Below are 20,451 nucleotides of genomic sequence, written 5' to 3'. Positions count from 1 at the left end.
TATCTTAGTCCTCTACGTTCAAGCCCATCGCACGCGCAGAACCTGCGATAGTGCGAACCGCAGCTTCTAAATCAGAAGCTGTAAGGTCTGGTTTCTTTGTCTCAACGATTTCTTCAAGTTGAGCACGAGTTACTGTGCCTACTTTTTCAGTGTTAGGACGGCCTGAACCAGATTTGATACCTGCAGCTTTCTTAAGTAAGTAAGCAGCCGGTGGCGTTTTCATGTCGAACGTAAATGAACGGTCGCCGTAAACAGAGATCACTACAGGAACTGGAGCGCCTTTTTCGATAGATTCTGTACGTGCGTTGAACGCTTTACAGAATTCCATGATGTTTACACCGTGTTGACCTAGTGCTGGACCTACTGGAGGACTAGGGTTAGCCATACCAGCAGCAACTTGTAGCTTGATTAGAGCTTCAACTTTCTTAGCCATTATAAATACCTCATTAGGTGGGTCTTAGCCTTGTGCGCGCGAGGACGCGTACTCTAGCGGCTTCCCAGTTTAAAAATTGGTTTCTCACTTTTTAGTAAACAGTTAAACAAACGTTTTCCCTGAATACAAAAAGGCCGCTGATTATAAGTTAATCAGCGGCCTTTTTCAAGCTTCGTGCCAAAAATTAAGAAACTTTTAACACAACGCTTTAAATCAATTACTTATCTTGTTCAACTTGACCAAACTCAAGTTCAACTGGCGTAGAACGACCAAAAATAAGTACCGATACTTTTACGCGGCTCTTTTCGTAGTCAACTTCTTCAACCACACCACTAAAGTCAGCAAATGGACCATCAGTAACACGAACCACTTCACCTGGTTCAAATAATGTTGCTGGTTTAGGCGCTTCAGCGTTTTCTTGTAGGCGATTAAGAATGCGATCAGCTTCTTTAGAACTAATTGGTGCAGGACGGTCTGATGTGCCACCAATAAAGCCCATAACACGTTCAGTGCTATTTACTAAGTGCCAGCTTGCATCGTTCATATCCATTTGTACTAGTACGTAACCTGGGAAGAATTTACGCTCAGACTTACGCTTTTGACCAGCACGCATCTCAACTACTTCTTCAGTAGGAACTAATACTTCACCAAAGCTATCTTCTAGGCCTTTGATTTTAATGTGCTCTAATAATGTTTGAGCAACACGCTTCTCATAACCTGAGAAAGCTTGTACTACGTACCAACGTAGTTTCTTTTCGTTATTCTCATCCGACATGGGATCAGATCTCCAATCCAGTTAAAAAGCCTACAGCGCGGAATAAAATGCCATCTAATCCCCAAAGGATAAGTGCCATAATCACTGTTGCAACCATTACGATTAATGTCGTGTGCGTTGTTTCTTGACGCGTTGGCCAAATTACTTTGCGTACTTCAATACGCGCTTCTTTAGCAAAAGCAAGGAATGTACGTCCCTTAAAAGTTTGCGAAGCAATAGCTAAACCCGCCGCTATTGCAACCACAACGCCAATAGCACGTAGTAATACAGACTGATCTGCAAACATATGATTACCAACGACTGCGCCTGCAAGTAGCGCAATTGCTACTAACCACTTTACTGACTCCATCCCACTTGATGGTGTTTCTATATTCGTGCTCATAATATTATTACCTTAACTACAGACACAACAACCCTGCACGTCGACAGGGTTAATCCATTAAAATCTAAACTTAAAAACAAGCTTACTCAAACCGATTTTTAGTTCTAGACTTTATTCACTTTGTAAAAATTGGCAGGGGCGGAGAGATTCGAACTCCCAACCGTCGGTTTTGGAGACCGCTGTTCTACCAATTGGAACTACGCCCCTGCAAAGTGGATGCCTATTATACTTACGCAATCCATTAACACAAGAGTAAAAAGATACCCATAACTTAAAATCTCATTGGCCACACTCAAAATCAAACTTAACATTAATAAAAAAGCAGTTTATGATTGTTTCACTTTTAGGAATATTAATAGCACAAGGAAGCGGGTGCATTTACTTCATACACTTTACAAAATCGTGATTCTAAGCGTTTTATGCTTATTTCACAGTGCACTCGTCGCGCGCGCTATTCACTTAGATACATATTCTAGTGAACAGGGGTTATCGCAAAATTCGATTACTTGCAGTATCACTGACAAGCAAGGGTTTCACTGGTTTTCGACACAAGGCGGTCTTAATCGCTTTGATGGTTATGAGTTTAAACGCTTTAAGTCTCACCCTACTGAGGCTAGCATTTCAGGAAACTGGGTCACCGATTGTCTGGCTGCCGATCAACATGCTATTTGGTTTTCTACCGCCAGTAATGGTTTAAATTTACTTGATACTCAAACCGGCCAATTTAAGGTTTTTAATACGCACACTGAGTTGGCTATTACTGATAACCGCATTTGGTCATTGGCTTCAGATAGCCTAAATAATATTTGGTTAGGCCATGAGCATGGAAAGTTAACGCGTCTAAATATAGTCAAGAATGAAGTAGAGTCGCTTAGCTATAATAGCCCCGAGCAAGCTAATACAGTCATACAAGATATTGTTATAGATACACAACAAAATGTCTGGTTAGCAACCAACGAAGGATTAATTAAGTTTAACCCAAAGCATAAAACCTTTAATCACATTGCAGGAAGTCATAAAAATTTATGGCGGCTGCAATTAAATGCACAAGGGCAGCTATTAGTAGCAAGCAAACAAGGGCTTAGCCTATTTAACCCTAAAACAGAGGCTTTTCTAGAGTTTGCTCAGTTTGCAGGTGTATGGATCACCGATATCTTAGTTGACGACACCGATACCTTGTGGCTAACAAGTTATGGTAAAGGTTTATTTTACAAAACAGAGCAAAGTACATCTAAAAATAATTTTCAGCACATACCGCACAATAAGCAGCAACTAAATGGGCTTGCTAATGATTACTTATTGTCACTTTATCAAGATCGGTTCGGTATCATTTGGATTGGTACAGATGGCTATGGGTTACAACGTTATGATAAAAAGCAAAATCAATTTTCGCATCAACAGCACTTGAGCGATGATGACAATACCATTAGTCATAATTTTGTTCGCGCTCTACTCAAAGATACACAAGGCCAATTATGGGTTGGTACTCGTGACGGTTTAAACAAACAAACCGACACAGGTTTTAAGCACTATAAAGTTAACTCAAAATTACAAAGCGGCCTAACCAATAATAATGTCTTTAGCCTGCATGAAGATAACAAGCAGCGACTTTGGATTGGCACTTATGGCGGCGGATTACTGCAATATAAACCAACTGAAGATAATTTTATTACCTATACAATGCAAAGCCATCAGCTTAGCAGCGATCGTGTTTATGCGATAACGAGCGATCCTAAAGGAAATTTATGGCTAGGTAGCAATCAAGGTTTAACACGCTTTAATCCCGACACCTTAGAGGTTCAACATTACAAGCACGACGACTCGACTAATAGTCTTGCTAACAATACCGTGTTTACTCTGCTTTTTGATCAAAATACAAACGGATTATGGGTCGGGACGCGTGCAGGTTTAGATTATCTAAGCATGGAAGATGAATCATTTACTCATTACCCCGCCAATCAGGTATCGCAAACTGGTTTAAGCCATAATATGGTCACCTCTTTGCACCTACAAAATAACGATACTTTATGGGTGGGTACCTTTGGTGGTTTAAACCGCCTTGATAAAAAAACACAAAAAATCTCTTACATTACCGAACATGATGGATTACTAAACGATAATATTTTTGCCATTAAAGATGATAGTAAAGGCTACTTATGGCTAAGCAGTAACCAAGGACTGACTCGCTATAATCCCACGAATCAAGCTATGCAGCATTTTTTACCTCGTGACGGCGTGCAGCATAATTCGTTTATTTTAGGTGCTGCTTTTCAAGCACCTGATGGCGAGCTATTTTTTGGCGGAATCAATGGCTTTAATCAGTTTTACCCTAGTAAACTGCAACTGAGTACTTCAGCACCAACCCCAGTATTAACTGAGCTATTAATTTACAACCAAGCAAGTGAAACAAAAAACTACTTAACAGATAAAAAACAGCCCGCAAAACTAATAAACCATACTAAAAAACTCTCTTTTCCAACCAGCCAAGGGGTCATTGGCTTTAAATATGCCGCCATTAATAACGCTTCATCGGCTAATCAATACCAGTATGCTTACAAGCTAAATGGTTTAGATAAGCAATTTATCTATACCGATGCAAGCCAACGACAAGTTAACTATTCACAGCTAAGTGCAGGTAACTATCAATTACAATTAAAAGTAAAAGATCAATACGGGCAATGGAGCAAAGTTCACACTATGCTAAAGCTGACAGTGACGCCTCCTTGGTGGCAAACGCAATTAGCCTATGCGGCTTATTTTATAATAGTTTTGATTATTACATGGTTAATTTTAGCGTCACGCTATCGAGCTAAAACCGCAGAGCAACTCATTCAACAAGAAAGAAAGCTCAATCAGCTAAAGACCCAATTTTTAGATAACATCAGTCATGAACTTAAAACGCCATTGAGCTTAATTTTAGCGCCAGTAGAAAACTTACAACAGCAACAACTTGGTGCTCAAGCACAACAACAAGTTTCTATAATTAAGCGCAACGGGCACCGCCTTCTTAATTTAATCAATGAGTTATTACAGTTAAGTCAGCGTCCAAGTTCGGCTACAGAGTATGTATCCGCTTATTCTTTAAGCCCTTTTGTAGCGCAAATAGTAGACGACTTTGCTATTTTGTTTGCCCAAAAAAATATTAATTTTTCCTTTAAAGACACGACGCAACAGCCTAGTTACATAAATTTAGAAACTAAACATACTTTATCTATTATTGATAATTTATTGACCAATGCACTTAAATACACCCCATCAGATGGAACCGTTAATCTAACGCTTTCTAACACAAACAATAATGTTGTTATAACGGTATCTGATACTGGTATTGGTATTGAAGAGCACCAGCAAGCGCTTATTTTTGAACGCTTTACTCGTATTGCAACACACAACCAAACAGGCAGTGGTATAGGTCTCGCTCTGGTTAAGCAGCTTGTAGAGCAATACGACGGGCAAATTTCATTAGCCAGTAAAATAAACAAAGGAAGTTGTTTTACAGTCACGTTGCCATTGTGTGAATCAGATAACTTATTAACGGATAAACAACTAGCGTCCTCTCAAACTATGCTGGTAGAAAACAACAAAAAACTACTCATTGTTGAAGATAACGAGGAAATGCGTGAGTTACTGGTTTCATTATTTAGTGATAACTACACCTGCTTCACCGCTAATAATGGAGAAGAAGGGCTAGTGCTGTGCCAAACTCAAATGCCCGATATAGTGCTCAGTGACGTAATGATGCCTACGATGGATGGATATCAACTTCTCAGTGCCATTCGCTCAGATATCTCTATTAATCATATCCCTGTTTTATTACTCTCTGCCAAAGCAGACAATCGCAGTCGAATAAAGGGGCTTGATTTGCTGGCCGATGACTACCTGTGTAAACCCTTTGAAGCATCATTATTAAAAAGTCGGGTTCATGGCTTATTAGGCATTCGTGATGCGTTAAATAAGCACCTAATAAAACAGTTATCAGCCCAAGCACATGCTGTGACCTTAGATGTACAAATAGAGCAGAATAAAGATTACACGTTTACAGAACGCTTAAAAACAATCTTGCGTGAAAATTACCAAAATGAACTGTTTAGCGTGGAAGAGTTTGCCAGTGCAATGTGTTTGAGCCCTCGTGCACTGCAATTAAAAATGAAAGCACTTTTTGACATTACACCCAGCGATTACATTCGCAATACCCGCTTAGAATATGCAGCAAAATTATTAACTGATAGCGACTTAACCATAGGTTTAGTTGCAGATAACACCGGCTTTAGCTCTCAAAGTTACTTTGCCCGTTGTTTCAAAGCCAAATATTTACTTACACCAAAACAATACAGAGAAGCGCAAACATGTAAAAGTAATTAGCTTCGCGTGTGTACTCAAAGCTTTCGCCTGAGTACTATTTTTAAGCTACTGATTTATTTAAATTAACCTTAATTAGCCATTGCTAAAAAAATAACTACAAATGTAATTAAGCACATAAATTAAGGAAAATCCTATGCTCTCATCCATACAAAAAACGCTACTTGCCACAGCATTAATAACCAGCTTAAGCGCATGCCAAAGCACCTCAACAAACGTTACTTCAAATCAAAACTCGCCTGACATTAATGAAGTAAGCAAACAGCAATACAATGGCCCTAAAGCACGTATCGCCGTGGCGCGTTTCACTGATAAGTCGAATAACTCTAGATGGTGGCGAAAAGAAATTGGTGAAGGTATGGCAGATCAACTTACCACCGCACTTGTTGGCACTAATCGCTTTATTGTATTGGAGCGCCAAGCACTAGACGCTGTGCTTTCAGAGCAAGATTTAGCTGTATCAGGCAGAGTGAGTGCACAATCGGGTGCTGCGTATGGCGAAATTGAAGGCGCTGAGATTGTCGTCGTTGCAGCGGTTACTGAATTTGATGATGACAGTTCAGGGGCAAGTGTTGGTTCAGGCGGCTTTATTGGTGATGTGTTTAGTTCTGTTTCAGCTGGCTTTTCTGGATCGCACATGGCTATTGATTTACGCTTAATTGATACGCGCACTTCACGTATTCTGGCCGCTACTAGCGTTGAGGGTGGTAGCAAAGATTTTGATTTTACCAGCGCAGCGACTAACTTTGGTGGCGCACTCGTTGGAGGAAGCCTTAGTGGTTGGTCAGACACTCCAAAAGAAAAGGCACTACGAGAAGTAATAATTAAAGCCGTTGAATTTTTAGAAACTAAAATTCCAGATACCTACTATCGTTATAACCAAAACAACACGCTTGCAGCAGGCTATACAGCGCCACCGCCGCCAAAAGTAACTAGTAAAAAAGCAGTACCTGCTGCCGTCGCTGTCGATGTGCCGAATCATAGAATGCCACATTACGAAAAAATGGACTTGGCTATGTCTCGTATGAACTTGGTTTGCTTAGGGTATTTAAAAAACCAACCTAATTATGAAGAGTTTGAAACTGAAGACGTTAAGTACGACCGTCAAACTGTATTAGCACTGCGCGAGTATCAACAAGAGAAGAGCTTGAAAGTAACGGGCCTTGCCGATGAAACAACAAAGAAATCTTTAGATGACTCAAAATGTTTAGCAAAAACTCAACAGTCAGGGCTAGAAAGCTTAGGCAACATGTTTAAGTTTAACTAATCAGCATCTTTGATTTTTAATTAAGCAATAAAAAAGCGGCTACTCTATAGCCGCTTTTAATCTACTCGTAATAACTCACCGCGATAAAAATCACACAGTAACCATATTTGTTCAAATTGATGGGTATTTGGAAAACATACTTTTTTGACTGCCGCTTCAAAGTCGCTCTTATGCCAAATAGTACTAGCGTTACGAATTAACAACCACGTACGCTTTGAATAATAACGCTTAGTCGCTTTTTGTTTTAATAAGCGCTCCAACGCTGATTGCAACCGGTGTTCGCTTGGTTGTTGCGCCATGTCGGCTAAATCACGCTGCATTTGTATCGACAGTGGCCGGCCTAACACGGCCATGGCTTCCGTTTCACTGGCGTATAAATGCGCCACCTCTATATCGAGTTTCTGATTTTCTTGATAACAGCTTACATCGGGTCTATTTGGTTCATTGTGCCAAATATGGCGCATATGAATTCCCATTTGCTGTTCATAACATCGCAAAAACAACTTGGCCGCATCGTGCTCTAATTGTTGTTTTTCGGCATCACTGCTGCGCTTCATTCAACACCTTATAAACGTCATTTAACAGCGATGAAGCGCCAAACCTAAATGTTTCTGGTGCTAAATAATCATGCCCCATAATCTCGGTTGCTAGTTGCAAATAAGCATTTGCATCTACTGCGGTCTTGACTCCACCAGCAGCCTTAAAACCAACTCGCTTTGATGATTTTTTGATGGCTTTAAGCATTATTTCAGTTGCTTCAAGCGTGGCATTTACTGCTACTTTTCCTGTACTGGTTTTTACAAAATCAGCTCCGCCTTGAATGGCAAGCTCGGTTGCTTGAGTAATAAATGCTGCTGTTTTTAGCTCGCCAGTTTCAATGATCACTTTGAGCTTAGCACGGCTGCCACATACCTTTTTACTTTCACTAACGTATTCCAGCACGATATCGGCTTCACCTTTTAAAAGCGCTTTATAAGGAATAACTAGGTCAATTTCATCGGCCCCCCGCTCTATGGCTATCAGGGTTTCATTGAGTACTTCATTGAGTGGCGCATCACCAGAGGGAAAGTTAGTTACGGTGGCCACCTTTACATGGCTCAATAAGCGATTAGCAAGTGCTATTTTAGCGTCATCAACAAATTCACTAAACACACAAAGCGCAGCAGGCGTGCCTAGCTTAGGGTTTATACTGTTTACTAATGCGTTAATACTGGCTTGACTATCATCAGTGTTTAAACTGGTTAAGTCCATTAAGCTAACGGCTAGCGTGGCGTTTTGAGTATTGTTTGTCATTTTATGCCTATGAAATTGTGTGACCTTAAACTATATAAGAGCATCATAGCTTAAACTTGCTATAGCTCATAACCAAACACTATAAGCGCGTTTTTTATACTAAATGTCACTCTACCCCTTACTAAATACGATTTAGACCTAAAAAACATGATTCATATAACTTTTAAGAATATCAACTAAGATTTAATTATTTTTTACTTATCAATAGCCACTATATTCTGCTTCTCAGTTAAACACTTTATTATTTTTTAGGGGCGTTATTCAGTGCAATATTTACCTATCTTTACCAAACTCGACAACAAACCCGTATTGGTTGTTGGCGGTGGAGAGGTTGCCTTGCGAAAATGCCGTGCGTTTTTAAAAGCACGTGCCGATGTAACGCTAGTTGCCCCTTGGTTTTGCGAAGAATTAAAAGAACATGCGCATAATAATGAAGTAACATTAATTGATGCCTATTTTGAAGAGTCGCATCTTGATGGCAAAATTTTGATTATTGCCGCCACCGACAACGATGAAGTAAACAACACCGTATTTGAACTCGCCAATGCGCGTAATGTGTTTGTGAACGTGGTGGATGATCAACCTAAATGTACCTTTATTTTCCCCTCTATTGTTGATCGCAACCCAATTACCATTGCGATTTCAAGTGCAGGTACCGCGCCGGTTTTAGCAAGGCGCTTACGTGAAAAGCTCGAAACACTTATTCCGCAGCATATCGGCCCACTCGCTAACTTGGTCGGTGGCTTTCGCCATAAAGTAAAGCAACGCTTTAAACATTTTGCTGATCGTCGCCAATTTTGGGAAGGCGTGTTTGATTCATCAGTAGTAAGCAAAGTCCAAACCGGTGATACCCATGGCGCTGAGCAACAACTAGAGCAAATGCTAGATGCCAAAGTTGAACCAGAAGGCGAAGTATACGTAGTCGGTGCAGGCCCAGGCGATCCAGAGCTACTCACACTAAAAGCGCTGCAACTAATGCAACAAGCCGATGTGGTGGTATATGATTACTTGGTATCCGATGAGATCATGGAATTAGTGCGTCGCGATGCCGATTTAATCTGTGTGGGTAAGCGCTTAGGCGATCACAGCGTAGCTCAAGAAGATACAAATAAGATGTTGGTTGATTTAGCACAACAAGGTAAAAAAGTGTGCCGAATTAAAGGGGGCGACCCATTTATTTATGGCCGTGGTGGCGAAGAAGTCCAAGTACTGGCAGCCAATAACGTAAATTACCAAATAGTGCCAGGTATAACGGCAGCCGCGGGATGTAGTGCCTACGCAGGTATTCCTTTAACGCATCGCGACCATGCTCAGGCTATTCAGTTTGTTACCGGACACTGCAAAAAAGAAGGACAAGAACTTAATTGGCAGTCGCTTGCACAAAAAAACCAAACACTGGCTATTTATATGGGGGTGATTAAATCGCCGCATATTCAAGCCGAGCTATTAAAACATGGGCGAGCAGCAACAACACCAGTGGCCATAATTGAAAACGGCACACGCAAAAATCAACGTGTTGTCACAGGACAGTTAGACCAATTAGCGCAGCTCATTGAGCAACATCAAATTATTTCACCCGCTTTACTGATTATTGGTGAAGTAGCTTCGCTGCATCAAGAATTACACTGGTTTGGCGAAAAAGCACAGATCAGTAGCTTTGCTCAACCGCTGACAGACGTAGCGTAGTTTAACAGATTTTAATTTAATCATTTTAGTAGGACGACCAACAATGGCTTTAACTCACCTTCAGCAACTTGAAGCTGAAAGTATCAAAATCATGCGCGAAGTCGCCGCTGAGTTTGAGAACCCAGTTATGCTTTACTCAATCGGTAAAGACTCATCGGTACTTTTGCATTTAGCTCGTAAAGCATTTTACCCTGCAAAAATTCCGTTTCCGTTATTACACGTAGACACCAACTGGAAGTTTCGTGAAATGATTGAGTTTCGCGACCGTTTAGCCAAAGAGTATGGCTTTGATTTAATCGTACACAAAAACCCTGAAGGCATCGAAATGGGTGTAGGCCCATTCACCCATGGTTCGGGTAAACATACCGATATCATGAAAACCCAAGGATTAAAGCAAGCGCTCAACAAGTACGGTTTTGATGCAGCATTTGGTGGCGCACGCCGTGATGAGGAAAAATCACGGGCTAAAGAGCGCGTGTATTCATTTCGTGATAAACACCATCGCTGGGATCCTAAAAACCAACGTCCTGAGCTTTGGAATACCTATAACAGCCAAGTGAATCCAGGTGAGAGTATTCGAGTATTCCCACTATCTAACTGGACTGAACTAGATATTTGGCAATACATTTATCAAGAAAATATCGAAATGGTGCCACTGTACCTTGCTAAAGAGCGCCCTGTAGTAGAACGCGACGGTACCTTAATCATGGTAGATGACGATCGCATGCCGCTTAATGAAGGTGAAGTACCACAAATGAAGTCGGTTCGCTTTAGAACCTTAGGCTGTTATCCACTCACTGGCGCGGTTGAATCAACGGCAAGCAGCCTAACAGAAATTATTGAAGAAATGTTGCTATCGTCGTCATCTGAACGTGAAGGTCGGGTGATTGATCATGATTCAGCAGGCTCTATGGAGAAGAAAAAACGTGAGGGGTATTTCTAATGTCTAACCTAAATAACGATACATTTAACGAAGTAAAAGAAATTGGTATAGACGCTTACCTAGCACGTCAACAAGATAAAAGCTTATTACGTATGCTAACGTGTGGCAGCGTGGATGATGGTAAATCAACCCTAATTGGCCGCCTACTGCACGATAGTCACCAAATTTATGAAGATCAGCTAGCTGCACTTCATAAAGATAACGAAAAAGTAGGTAATGCCGGTGAAGAACTTGATTTAGCATTGTTAGTTGATGGCCTACAAGCTGAGCGTGAGCAAGGCATAACAATTGACGTAGCGTACCGTTATTTCTCAACCGCTAAGCGTAAGTTTATTATTGCCGACACCCCTGGGCATGAGCAGTACACCCGTAACATGGTAACGGGTGCATCAACCAGTGATGTTGCCATTATTTTAGTGGATGCACGTTATGGCGTGCAGGTACAAACTAAGCGCCATAGCTTTATTTGTGACTCATTAGGCATCAAACAGTTTGTGGTTGCGGTTAACAAAATGGATATTGTTGATTTTGACGAAACCGTTTATGAAAAAATTAAAGCCGATTATTTAAAATTTGCCGAGCAACTTAACGTATCAAACATTAAGTTTGTGCCTATGTCGGCGCTTAAAGGCGATAATGTAGTAACTCGCTCTGCACACACTCCTTATTACACCGACAAACCATTGCTTGAGCTGTTAGAAGACTCTCCGGCAGCTGAAATCGACACTGGTTTTGAAGCGCGCCTTCCGGTGCAGTATGTGGTACGTCCTAATTTAAACTTCCGTGGTTTTCAAGGCACGCTGACCTCAGGTAAATTACGCGTTGGCGATGAGATAAAAGTACTGCCTTCAGGTAAAACATCCAATATTAAAGAGATTGTTACTTTTGATGGCAACCTCGACACCGCCGAAGCAGGCCAAGCAATCACGGTTACTCTTAATACTGAAATAGATATTAGCCGAGGGGACGTTATTGTGCCTGCGAATTCGCAAGCGCAAGTAACCAACCAATTACAGGCTAAAATTGTATGGATGCACGAATCGCCATTAGTACTAGGTAAAAGCTATAACTTAAAACTAGGCAGCAAAAACACCTCGGCTATGGTCACAAAAATAGACCACACTATTGATGTAAACACCCTAGAGCATGGCAGCGCAGATTCATTACAATTAAACGAAATTGCGATTGTGACACTGGAGCTCACCGAGACTATTTTAGCGGATCAGTACCATCACAATCACGAAACAGGTTCGTTTATTCTTATTGACCGTTTATCAAACTTAACGGTTGCAGCAGGAATGATAGAACAGGTACTACAAAGTGAAGAAAATGCGGGTAAATTTAGCGACTTTGAAGTTGAGTTTAATGCCCTCGTACGCAAACACTTTCCACATTGGCAAGCGCTTGATATTTCAAAGCTATAACGTTTAATAACCGCCTGTTAGGAATATTTAAAGCATGGTAGAACAGCTCATTTTAACAGGCATTATGTTGCTTTTAGTCGGGTGCCTATTTGGCACCCGTATTAACCCTGCGTGGTTATTTGTCAGTGCCATAGGCACCAGCTACCTAGCGGGGTTAATTGACTTAGAAAGCATGCTGGTTAATTATACTAACCCATCATTAATTACCTTAGTGTTATTAATTTTAGTGTCGATAGCGATAGAAAAAACCACGCTTATTCAACGCTTAGCTAAATCGTTATCCAGTGGCAGTTTAGTTAAATCAGTGACCAAGCTTGGGCTTTCTACAGCGTTTTTGTCTTCCTTTACTAACAATACCGCGGTGGTTGCCTCCTTAATTACCGCCATAAAAGATAACCCAAACCACTCCCCTTCAAAGCTGTTGCTACCCTTGTCGTACACCGCAATTTTAGGCGGTACTATTACACTCATCGGTACCTCTACTAACTTAATCGTAAATGGCTTTGCAGTAGATGCGGGGATGGCGCCATTAGGCTTTTTTGATTTTACCTTAGTGGGTTTAGGCGCACTCAGTGTGGGCTTAATCACTATTTTAGTGATGCTAAAATGCCTGCCCGACAACGGCAAAAATAGCCAAGAGGTGGTGCCTTTTTATTTAGAAGGGAAAGTACAAACCGGCTCTAAACTAATAAACCGCACCGTAGAAGAAAACGGTTTACGCGATTTAAAAGACTTGTTTTTGGCTGAAATTATTCGCGATGGCAATCGCATTTGCGCCGTGACCCCCCAACATATTATTCAACAAGACGACATACTGCTGTTTGTAGGCGATATAAAGTCGGTACCTTTGCTCACTCGCTTTGACGGCTTAAAAGTGGTGCACGACAAACACGAAAAAGACATAGAACACCTCGTTGAAGTTGTCGTTAGTCAGTCGTCTAAATTAATTGGCAAAACGGTAAAAGAAGCCCGCTTTAGAGAGCAATTTCATGCGGCCGTTATTGCTATTCGCCGTGGTCATGACCGCTTACAAGGCGGGCTTGGGCAAGTGCGCTTACAAGCGGGTGACTCATTAATCCTCGCCCCTGGTAAAAGCTTTTATGATTTAACTAACTTAAAACGCGAATTTGTGTATATTTCAGGGCTTGATTTACAAACCCACCTCGGTGCAAAGCAATCAAATATTGTGTTGTTAAGCTTTGCGGGTGTGCTGGGATTAAGTATTTTAGGTGCAGTACCGCTGGTTAAAGGCTTGTTAGTGTTACTTATTGGCCTAATGCTGTGTGGTACTATTAAGCTGAGCGAAATAAAGCGTCGCTTTCCTATTGAGTTACTTGCCGTAGTAGGCAGTGCCATAGGTTTAGCTAAGCTGATGATAGGCACCGGCCTTGCTGGGCAAATATCAGACGCCATGTTTGTAGTGCTTGGCGACTTTGGCCCTTATGGCGCGTTTATCGCAATCTTTTTAATGACGGTGTTATTTACCGAATTGATCACTAATAACGCCGCAGCGGCACTGTCGTTTCCGGTTGCCTACTCATTGGCTATTGGCTTTAACGTAGAACCTTTGCCGTTTATTATGGCGGTTGCATTTGGTGCCTCAGCCAGCTTTATTTCACCTTTTGGTTATCAAACTAACTTAATGGTTTATAGCGCGGGTAACTACCGACTAAAAGACTATGTAATGATGGGGCTACCCCTTTCTATTATTTATTCAATTACCGTACTAACTTTGATCCCGCTGGTATTTCCGTTTTAATGCCCGCGCTTATAGCATAAAGAGACACAGCAAATGGATAACAATATTGTTTGGCATAATTACGCCATCACTAAAGTACAGCGCAGCGAACAAAAAAAGCATAAGAGCGCTATTATATGGTTTACTGGTTTTTCTGGCTCAGGTAAAAGCACCGTTGCGAATGCTTTAGAAGCGGCACTCAATCAGCAAGGCGCGCACACGTACCTACTTGATGGCGACAATGTACGCCATGGTTTATGTAAAGATTTAGGCTTTAGCGATGCCGATCGCGTTGAAAATATCCGCCGCGTAGGCGAAACCGCCAAGCTAATGGTTGACGCTGGTTTGTTAGTCCTTACTGCGTTTATATCTCCTTTTAAAGCTGAGCGTGACATGGTTCGTGAATTAGTAGATGAGGGTGAATTTATCGAAGTTTTTATCGACACCCCTCTTGAGGTGTGCGAAAGCCGCGATCCAAAAGGCTTATATAAAAAGGCGCGCGCCGGTGAAATTAAACACTTTACTGGGATTGATTCAACTTACCAGCCGCCGGTTAATCCTGAAATAATTTTAGATACCAGTAAAAACACCCTAGACCAATCGGTAGCTCAGCTGATAACGTATCTAAAACATCAGCATATACTATAGGCCCATGTAATGAATCAGACTGAACTGCTAGAAGAAACCCTTATTCTCGCCCGCAAAGCGGGAAGCGCGATTATGGGTATTTACAATAAAGACTTTAACGTTGAGTACAAAGCCGATGAAAGCCCTGTAACCGACGCCGACTTAGCAGCTCATAAAATCATTAGTGCAGGACTAAAAGAGCTCACCCCCGATATTCCTGTGCTTAGTGAAGAAAGTGCCGATATTGGTTGGGATGTACGCCAAACATGGAAAAGCTACTGGCTGGTTGACCCAATCGATGGCACCAAAGAATTTATAAAAAAGAACGGCGAGTTTACCGTTAATATTGCCCTAATCGAAAATGGCAAACCGGTTTTAGCCGTGGTTGATGCCCCTGCACTGGGTGTATCGTACATAGCCGCTGAAGCCATTGGTGCTTTTAAAGATAAAGGCGATGAGCGCATCGAGCTTAAAGTTACCACCAAGCCTAACAAAGGCCTTATTCGTGTTGTAGGTAGCCGCTCGCACCCTTCCCCTGATTTAGCTGAATTTGTAAAACGCTTTGATGAGGTTGAAATGGTGTCAAAAGGTAGCTCACTGAAACTGTGTTTAGTCGCCGAAGGCAGCGCCGACATATACCCGCGCTTAGGCCCAACTTGTGAATGGGATACCGGAGCAGGCCACGCCATCGCCGAAATAGCCGGAGCAAAAGTCACTCAACTTGATGGAAGCCCGCTTTTGTACAACACCAAAGATGAATACTTGAATCCGTATTTTATTGTGAGTGCGATAGAAGAGTAAGGGTAGTTTTTAGTGGTTAGCTATCAGTTGTCAGCAAGACAAGTGGTAGCTTTAACTCTTTGATGTTACCAGTTGATGTCTAGCAAACGGTGAAAAAACATGCCTAATTTATTACTTGCTAGGTTTTAAGTACATCATACTACCTTTAAATACATCAAATAACTCACAATGAAACTTTTGAAGACTATCAATTAGCTCCTCAATTTCCCTTAGATTACGAGTAAACTCGGGATTTGATTCTTGCGTACCAGGTAATGAATTAATTTGCATTAAGTTTAGCCAGGCTGATGCATCAGAGTCTACTTGAAATAACCAATCGGTCACAATACCGTCAAAATAAAAATCAGCTAGGGCGAGTGCCTCTTGAAGCTCTTCGTATAACTTATCATCGACCACACGATTTATATCAACGCTACGCAAAAACCTTTTAACAACTATATAAATATGCAGTTTATTTGAGTTACTTTCACGCTTCTCTTTATCAACATTAAGCTTCCACTGCTGGTATGCAATAAAGCCTACTGAGATGGCAATTACAGGGCTTAATAAAGCCGAAAAGATATCAATAACTTGCTTAGCTGTACTTAACGCTTCCAATTTAAATTCCTTTTAAGTTAACCCATTTAGATCTTTTTTAAGTTTTGTAAGTCAAAAAAGAAAGTCCTATCCCTATTTATCTACAACCCTAACGATTTTGCTGGGCGATAAAAGCAAGCGAGTGTTGATTGAATAAGTCAGGGCGTTCTACGTTACAAACATGGCCGCATTGGTGAATAGTTTGCAGTACGCTATTTTTATGGCGCTTAACCATTTCTTTAACCGGGCCAAGGAACATGTGATCTTCTTTACCCATAATGTAAAGAATGGGTATATCAATGTCTTTTTCTTTGAAATATTGCATTAAAGGGTTTACGTCCATGGCTAATTTAAACCATTTTATAAACTCTTTTTGACACAAGCGTTTTGCTTCACGAACAAACAAAAGTCGGGACTCTTTATGGCGCTTTTTCGGCATCATAATAAAAGCAAATAAACGATACAGCCACATGTAAGGCAACAAGTGTTTAAAGGTATTGCCTAAATAAACCAAAGTATTACTACGGGTATTAAAACGAGTAACCGCTCCACCTAGCACCATGCTAGAAACATATTGCGGGGCGATTTCTGCAATATTTCGAATAAGAATTGTGCCCAATGAAATACCAACAAAGTGTGCGCTGGTGATATTGTTATGATCTAACACATCAATAATGTCTTTAGAAACATTATTAAATGAGTAATTATTATCTACAAAGTTTTGTAATAGATCATTAGATTTACCGTGACCGCGAAGATCAAGCAACAACACATTATATTCTTTTTTATAAGCTTTAAGCTGACGAAACCAGATTGCCGAACTACCCCCTGCGCCATGGACAAATACTACCCATGTTTTACTGGTTTCGTGCACAAAAATAGTATGGAAAAGAATGTCTTTGCTCATTGCAATTAGCGGCCTATTTACTTCATTTGGCTTATTGAATTGTAGAAAGTATAACCGAGTTTAGAAAAAATCTCTTATGAAGTTCCGATTAATGGCTTGAATATTACAGGATAAAACCCGTTTTGAGTTATTAGCTATCAATTAACTGGCCAAGAAAGTGAGCAAGTACTCTCAATTCTCATAAGTACACTTATCAATCATTCACTGAGTTAATCTATACCAAGTACACATTGACTTGAAAATAACTTTTCAGATTATATGTCCCGCCTTTCACACCAATCATGCTGATTATTCACGCATTTCGCGGCATATTCCTGCACTAATTGCGCAGCTTTTAAACACTGTTTCATATTCGTGACAGTCAGTAACTAATACGCTACAACAAATTTATATCCAAGACATAAAAACACATGAAATGAGTGCCTAAAAACTATATTCTTCGGCGCAATTATTATGATAAATAATGGATACACACACATGACAACATCTCAAGGTGCAACGCTTTCAAATGCACCAGCACAAGACGCACACACGTCTAAATCAAAATGGAATCTGCATGATACGCAGTGGACACTTAGTCTTTTTGGCACCGCAGTAGGTGCAGGTATTTTATTTTTACCGATTAACATTGGTATTGGTGGTTTTTGGCCGCTGATTATTATGGCGTGTTTAGCCTTTCCGATGACCTTTTTAGCCCACCGTGGCTTGGCGCGTTTTGTATTATCGTCAAAAAATAAAGAGGCTGATTTTACCGATGTGGTAGAAGAGCACTTTGGCGTAAATGCGGGTCGACTGATCTCCTTGTTATACTTTTTATCAATTTTTCCTATTTTGCTTATTTACGGTGTGGGTTTAACCAATACGGTAGACAGCTTTATGGTCAATCAGCTAGGGATGGAGTCGCCGTCACGCGTTGCGTTATCGGGTATCTTAGTTGCGCTGATGATTGGCTTAATGATGGGCGGTGAGCGCTTAATGCTGCGCGCCTTTGCTATTTTAGTGTATCCGTTAGTGGGTATATTATTCTTTTTATCGCTGTATTTAATCCCAAGCTGGCAAATGCCGGATACAAGTTTGCCTGAGCTAGGCAGCTTTAGTAAAACACTTTGGTTATCAATTCCTATTATTGTATTTTCGTTTAGCCATGCAGCGGCTATTTCAAGCTTTGTTAATAAACAACGCAGCCACTACGGTGAACTAGCAACGTCTAAGTCAGAAGCGATTCTAAAACGTACTAGCTTATTATTGATCACCTTTGTTTTGTTATTTGTGTTCTCATGTGTGTTATCACTTACAGGTGAACAAATGGCAGAAGCCAAAGCGGCAAACGTTTCTGTTTTGTCTTACTTAGCTAATATTACAGAAAACTCATTCATTGCAACGTTGGGACCTTTGGTTGCCTTTATTGCTATTATGTCGTCGTTTTTAGGTCACTTTTTAGGGGCGCGCGAAAGCTTTACCGGATTAGTAACTAAACACTCAAGCATGAGCCCTAAAGTGGCTGACAAAGTGGGTGCGGTACTGATGTTTTTTGCTATTTGGTTCTGCGCGGTTAAAAACCCAAGCATACTAGATATGATGGATCAGTTATCGGGCCCAATCATTGCGATGATTTTATTCATTATGCCAATGATTGCGGTTTACAAAGTACCTAGCTTACAAAAATACCGTAACCGTTTAAGTACCTTATTTGTACTGGCGGTCGGTTCGTTAGCCGTTTGTGCGTTACTGTACAGCATGCTTAGCTAAACGTTTTGACTCTAAAAAGCCCAGTATTTTGCTGGGCTTTTTTGTGCCTGCGGTTTATCGCAAATGATTTTTTTATCGTATTGCTTGTGAGATGTTAGCTTATATATTCGCCTAAAAATAAGCCAACTATGCAAAACAATAAATGCGTTTTTTTATTAGCCTTTATACTCATACTTCTTAGCCCTGTAATTAAAGCCGCTGAGTCCCCGACTATTTTATCAATGAAAGACAGGGCCGCGTTTATCGATAGCACTACCGAAAAACGCATCAATACGTTATTACCCACATTAATGCAGCAACACAATATAGATATGTGGCTAATGATAAGCCGCGAATATAATGAAGACCCGATATTAAAAACCATGCTGCCAGCAACGTGGTTGTCGGCAAGACGCACCACCATTTTAGTGCTAGCACGCAATGCCTCAGGGGCTGTAGATGCTTTTGCTATTGCGCCTTATAAAATAGGGAATGTGTTTAAAAAGGCATGGGACAAGCAAGCCCAGCCCAATCAGTGGCTTGCTCTTAATGAGCTTATTGAGCAATACCAACCGCGAAATATTGCTCTCAATACATCTACAGACTGGGCACACGCTGATGGCTTAGTGCATGGCGATTACACCACTTTAATGGCCAACTTACCTGCGACATATAAAAATAAAATAATCTCAGCCGAGCCGCTGGCTGTTGCATGGTTAGAGCAACGCATTCCAGAAGAAGTGGACATGTACAAACACATTGTTGCTATTGCTCATTCTATTATTGCTGAGGGCTTTTCAAATAAAGTAATTACGGTGGGCAAAACAACCAGCGACGACTTAGTATGGTGGTTTAGAGAGCGCGTAAGGGAGCTTAAACTGCAAACGTGGTTTCACCCAAGTATTGCAATACAACGCGCCGACAGTAAATCGTTCGACCACGAAGACAGTTTTACCAATGGCTATGCCGACAATGTTATTCAAGCTGGCGATTTACTGCATGTTGATTTTGGTATTACGTATTTACGCCTAAATACCGACACTCAACAACATGCGTATGTTTTAAAACCAGGCGAGACAAAAGCCCCAGATTACCTTGTTGATGCGTTAAAAAAGGGTAATAAGCTACAGGACATTTTTACGGCTGAATTTACAGCTGGTAAAACGGGTAATCAGGTATTAAAAGCCGCCCGCGAAAAAGCCATTGCACAAGGTTTAAAACCCACTATTTATACGCACCCGCTTGGCTATCATGGCCATGCAGCTGGCACGACATTAGGCATGTGGGATTCACAGCAAGGTGTGCCGGGTGATGGCGATTACCCACTGCATTTAAATACCGCTTATTCTATTGAGCTTAACAATGCGGTGTTTATAAAGCCGTGGAATAAAGAAATAAGAATAATGCTAGAAGAAGACGCCCTGTTTGATAAAACCGGTGTGTGGTATCTAAATGGCCGACAAACCGAGTTGTTACTCGTTAAGTAGCATTAAACAACACATACAAAAATGG

At 41.0% G+C, this 20,451-nt stretch carries 17 protein-coding genes and 1 tRNA gene; 10 read left to right on the top strand and 8 right to left on the bottom strand.

The window, feature by feature from the left end; all coding sequences use genetic code 11:
* Window positions 1-4: 4 nt before the first annotated feature.
* The 4 genes from rplK to QL986_RS10820 all read right to left on the bottom strand — a co-directional run bounded on the left by rplK (window position 5) and on the right by QL986_RS10820 (window position 1,797).
* On the bottom strand, window positions 5-433 hold the full coding sequence (gene rplK / locus QL986_RS10835) for a 50S ribosomal protein L11 (RefSeq protein WP_008108462.1): 429 nt from the start codon (window positions 431-433) through the stop codon (window positions 5-7).
* A gap of 217 nt (window positions 434-650) precedes the next feature.
* Window positions 651-1,208 (bottom strand): transcription termination/antitermination protein NusG, encoded by a 558-nt coding sequence (gene nusG / locus QL986_RS10830; protein WP_013463844.1) that lies wholly within the window; start codon window positions 1,206-1,208, stop codon window positions 651-653.
* 4 nt (window positions 1,209-1,212) lie between these two features.
* The gene (secE, locus tag QL986_RS10825) at window positions 1,213-1,590 is read right to left on the bottom strand and encodes a preprotein translocase subunit SecE (protein WP_013463843.1); all 378 of its coding nucleotides are present in this window, start codon (window positions 1,588-1,590) and stop codon (window positions 1,213-1,215) included.
* 130 nt (window positions 1,591-1,720) lie between these two features.
* Window positions 1,721-1,797 (bottom strand) — tRNA-Trp (locus QL986_RS10820).
* A gap of 165 nt (window positions 1,798-1,962) precedes the next feature.
* Between QL986_RS10820 and QL986_RS10815 the strand changes: the two genes are divergently transcribed.
* Both QL986_RS10815 and QL986_RS10810 read left to right on the top strand, forming a co-directional pair.
* On the top strand, window positions 1,963-5,952 hold the full coding sequence (locus QL986_RS10815; protein ID WP_290191525.1) for a hybrid sensor histidine kinase/response regulator transcription factor: 3,990 nt from the start codon (window positions 1,963-1,965) through the stop codon (window positions 5,950-5,952).
* Between the two features lie 133 nt (window positions 5,953-6,085).
* The gene (locus QL986_RS10810) at window positions 6,086-7,216 is read left to right on the top strand and encodes a CsgG/HfaB family protein (protein WP_290191524.1); all 1,131 of its coding nucleotides are present in this window, start codon (window positions 6,086-6,088) and stop codon (window positions 7,214-7,216) included.
* Window positions 7,217-7,272: 56 nt separating this feature from the next.
* On the opposite strand, the gene QL986_RS10805 is transcribed toward QL986_RS10810, so the two are convergent.
* On the bottom strand, window positions 7,273-7,773 hold the full coding sequence (locus tag QL986_RS10805; RefSeq protein ID WP_024602216.1) for a hypothetical protein: 501 nt from the start codon (window positions 7,771-7,773) through the stop codon (window positions 7,273-7,275).
* Window positions 7,757-8,509, bottom strand: a complete 753-nt coding sequence (gene deoC, locus QL986_RS10800) for a deoxyribose-phosphate aldolase (RefSeq protein ID WP_024602217.1) — start codon at window positions 8,507-8,509, stop codon at window positions 7,757-7,759. Before deoC ends, QL986_RS10805 begins: the two co-directional genes overlap by 17 nt.
* A gap of 264 nt (window positions 8,510-8,773) precedes the next feature.
* Here deoC and cysG point away from each other — a divergent pair, with 264 nt between their 5' ends.
* From cysG to cysQ, 6 genes are read left to right on the top strand one after another with little or no spacing between them, the layout of a single operon-like run.
* Window positions 8,774-10,195: a siroheme synthase CysG gene (gene cysG / locus QL986_RS10795; RefSeq protein ID WP_016900055.1), complete on the top strand. Its 1,422-nt coding sequence runs from the start codon at window positions 8,774-8,776 to the stop codon at window positions 10,193-10,195.
* Window positions 10,196-10,238: 43 nt separating this feature from the next.
* On the top strand, window positions 10,239-11,138 hold the full coding sequence (gene cysD / locus QL986_RS10790; protein ID WP_013463837.1) for a sulfate adenylyltransferase subunit CysD: 900 nt from the start codon (window positions 10,239-10,241) through the stop codon (window positions 11,136-11,138).
* Window positions 11,138-12,562, top strand: a complete 1,425-nt coding sequence (gene cysN / locus QL986_RS10785) for a sulfate adenylyltransferase subunit CysN (protein WP_028835949.1) — start codon at window positions 11,138-11,140, stop codon at window positions 12,560-12,562. The genes cysD and cysN overlap by 1 nt, the downstream gene beginning before the upstream one ends.
* Window positions 12,563-12,596: 34 nt before the next feature.
* Complete coding sequence (locus QL986_RS10780) at window positions 12,597-14,321, top strand: SLC13 family permease (protein ID WP_024602219.1); 1,725 nt, start codon at window positions 12,597-12,599, stop codon at window positions 14,319-14,321.
* A 33-nt stretch (window positions 14,322-14,354) separates the two neighbouring features.
* Window positions 14,355-14,948, top strand: coding sequence for an adenylyl-sulfate kinase (cysC, locus tag QL986_RS10775; protein WP_024602220.1), 594 nt, complete (start codon window positions 14,355-14,357; stop codon window positions 14,946-14,948).
* Between the two features lie 9 nt (window positions 14,949-14,957).
* Complete coding sequence (gene cysQ / locus QL986_RS10770) at window positions 14,958-15,728, top strand: 3'(2'),5'-bisphosphate nucleotidase CysQ (RefSeq protein ID WP_036955734.1); 771 nt, start codon at window positions 14,958-14,960, stop codon at window positions 15,726-15,728.
* A gap of 111 nt (window positions 15,729-15,839) precedes the next feature.
* Here the strand turns inward: cysQ and QL986_RS10765 are convergent, their stop codons facing one another.
* Together QL986_RS10765 and QL986_RS10760 are read right to left on the bottom strand one after the other, a co-directional pair.
* Complete coding sequence (locus tag QL986_RS10765) at window positions 15,840-16,325, bottom strand: hypothetical protein (RefSeq protein ID WP_036955732.1); 486 nt, start codon at window positions 16,323-16,325, stop codon at window positions 15,840-15,842.
* Between the two features lie 88 nt (window positions 16,326-16,413).
* The gene (locus QL986_RS10760; RefSeq protein WP_036955729.1) at window positions 16,414-17,211 is read right to left on the bottom strand and encodes an alpha/beta hydrolase; all 798 of its coding nucleotides are present in this window, start codon (window positions 17,209-17,211) and stop codon (window positions 16,414-16,416) included.
* A 477-nt stretch (window positions 17,212-17,688) separates the two neighbouring features.
* On the opposite strand from QL986_RS10760, the gene QL986_RS10755 reads away from it, so the two are divergent.
* A complete protein-coding gene (locus QL986_RS10755) occupies window positions 17,689-18,960 on the top strand; it encodes an aromatic amino acid transport family protein (protein WP_028835945.1) in 1,272 nt (423 codons plus the stop codon).
* Window positions 18,961-19,088: 128 nt separating this feature from the next.
* Window positions 19,089-20,426, top strand: a complete 1,338-nt coding sequence (locus QL986_RS10750) for a M24 family metallopeptidase (RefSeq protein ID WP_138764698.1) — start codon at window positions 19,089-19,091, stop codon at window positions 20,424-20,426.
* Window positions 20,427-20,451: the final 25 nt, after the last annotated feature.

Origin of the sequence: Pseudoalteromonas sp. APC 3250, from assembly GCF_030407915.1 — a bacterium.
Classification (GTDB): Bacteria; Pseudomonadota; Gammaproteobacteria; order Enterobacterales; family Alteromonadaceae; genus Pseudoalteromonas; species Pseudoalteromonas tetraodonis.
This window is presented reverse-complemented; position numbering and strand designations above follow the sequence as displayed.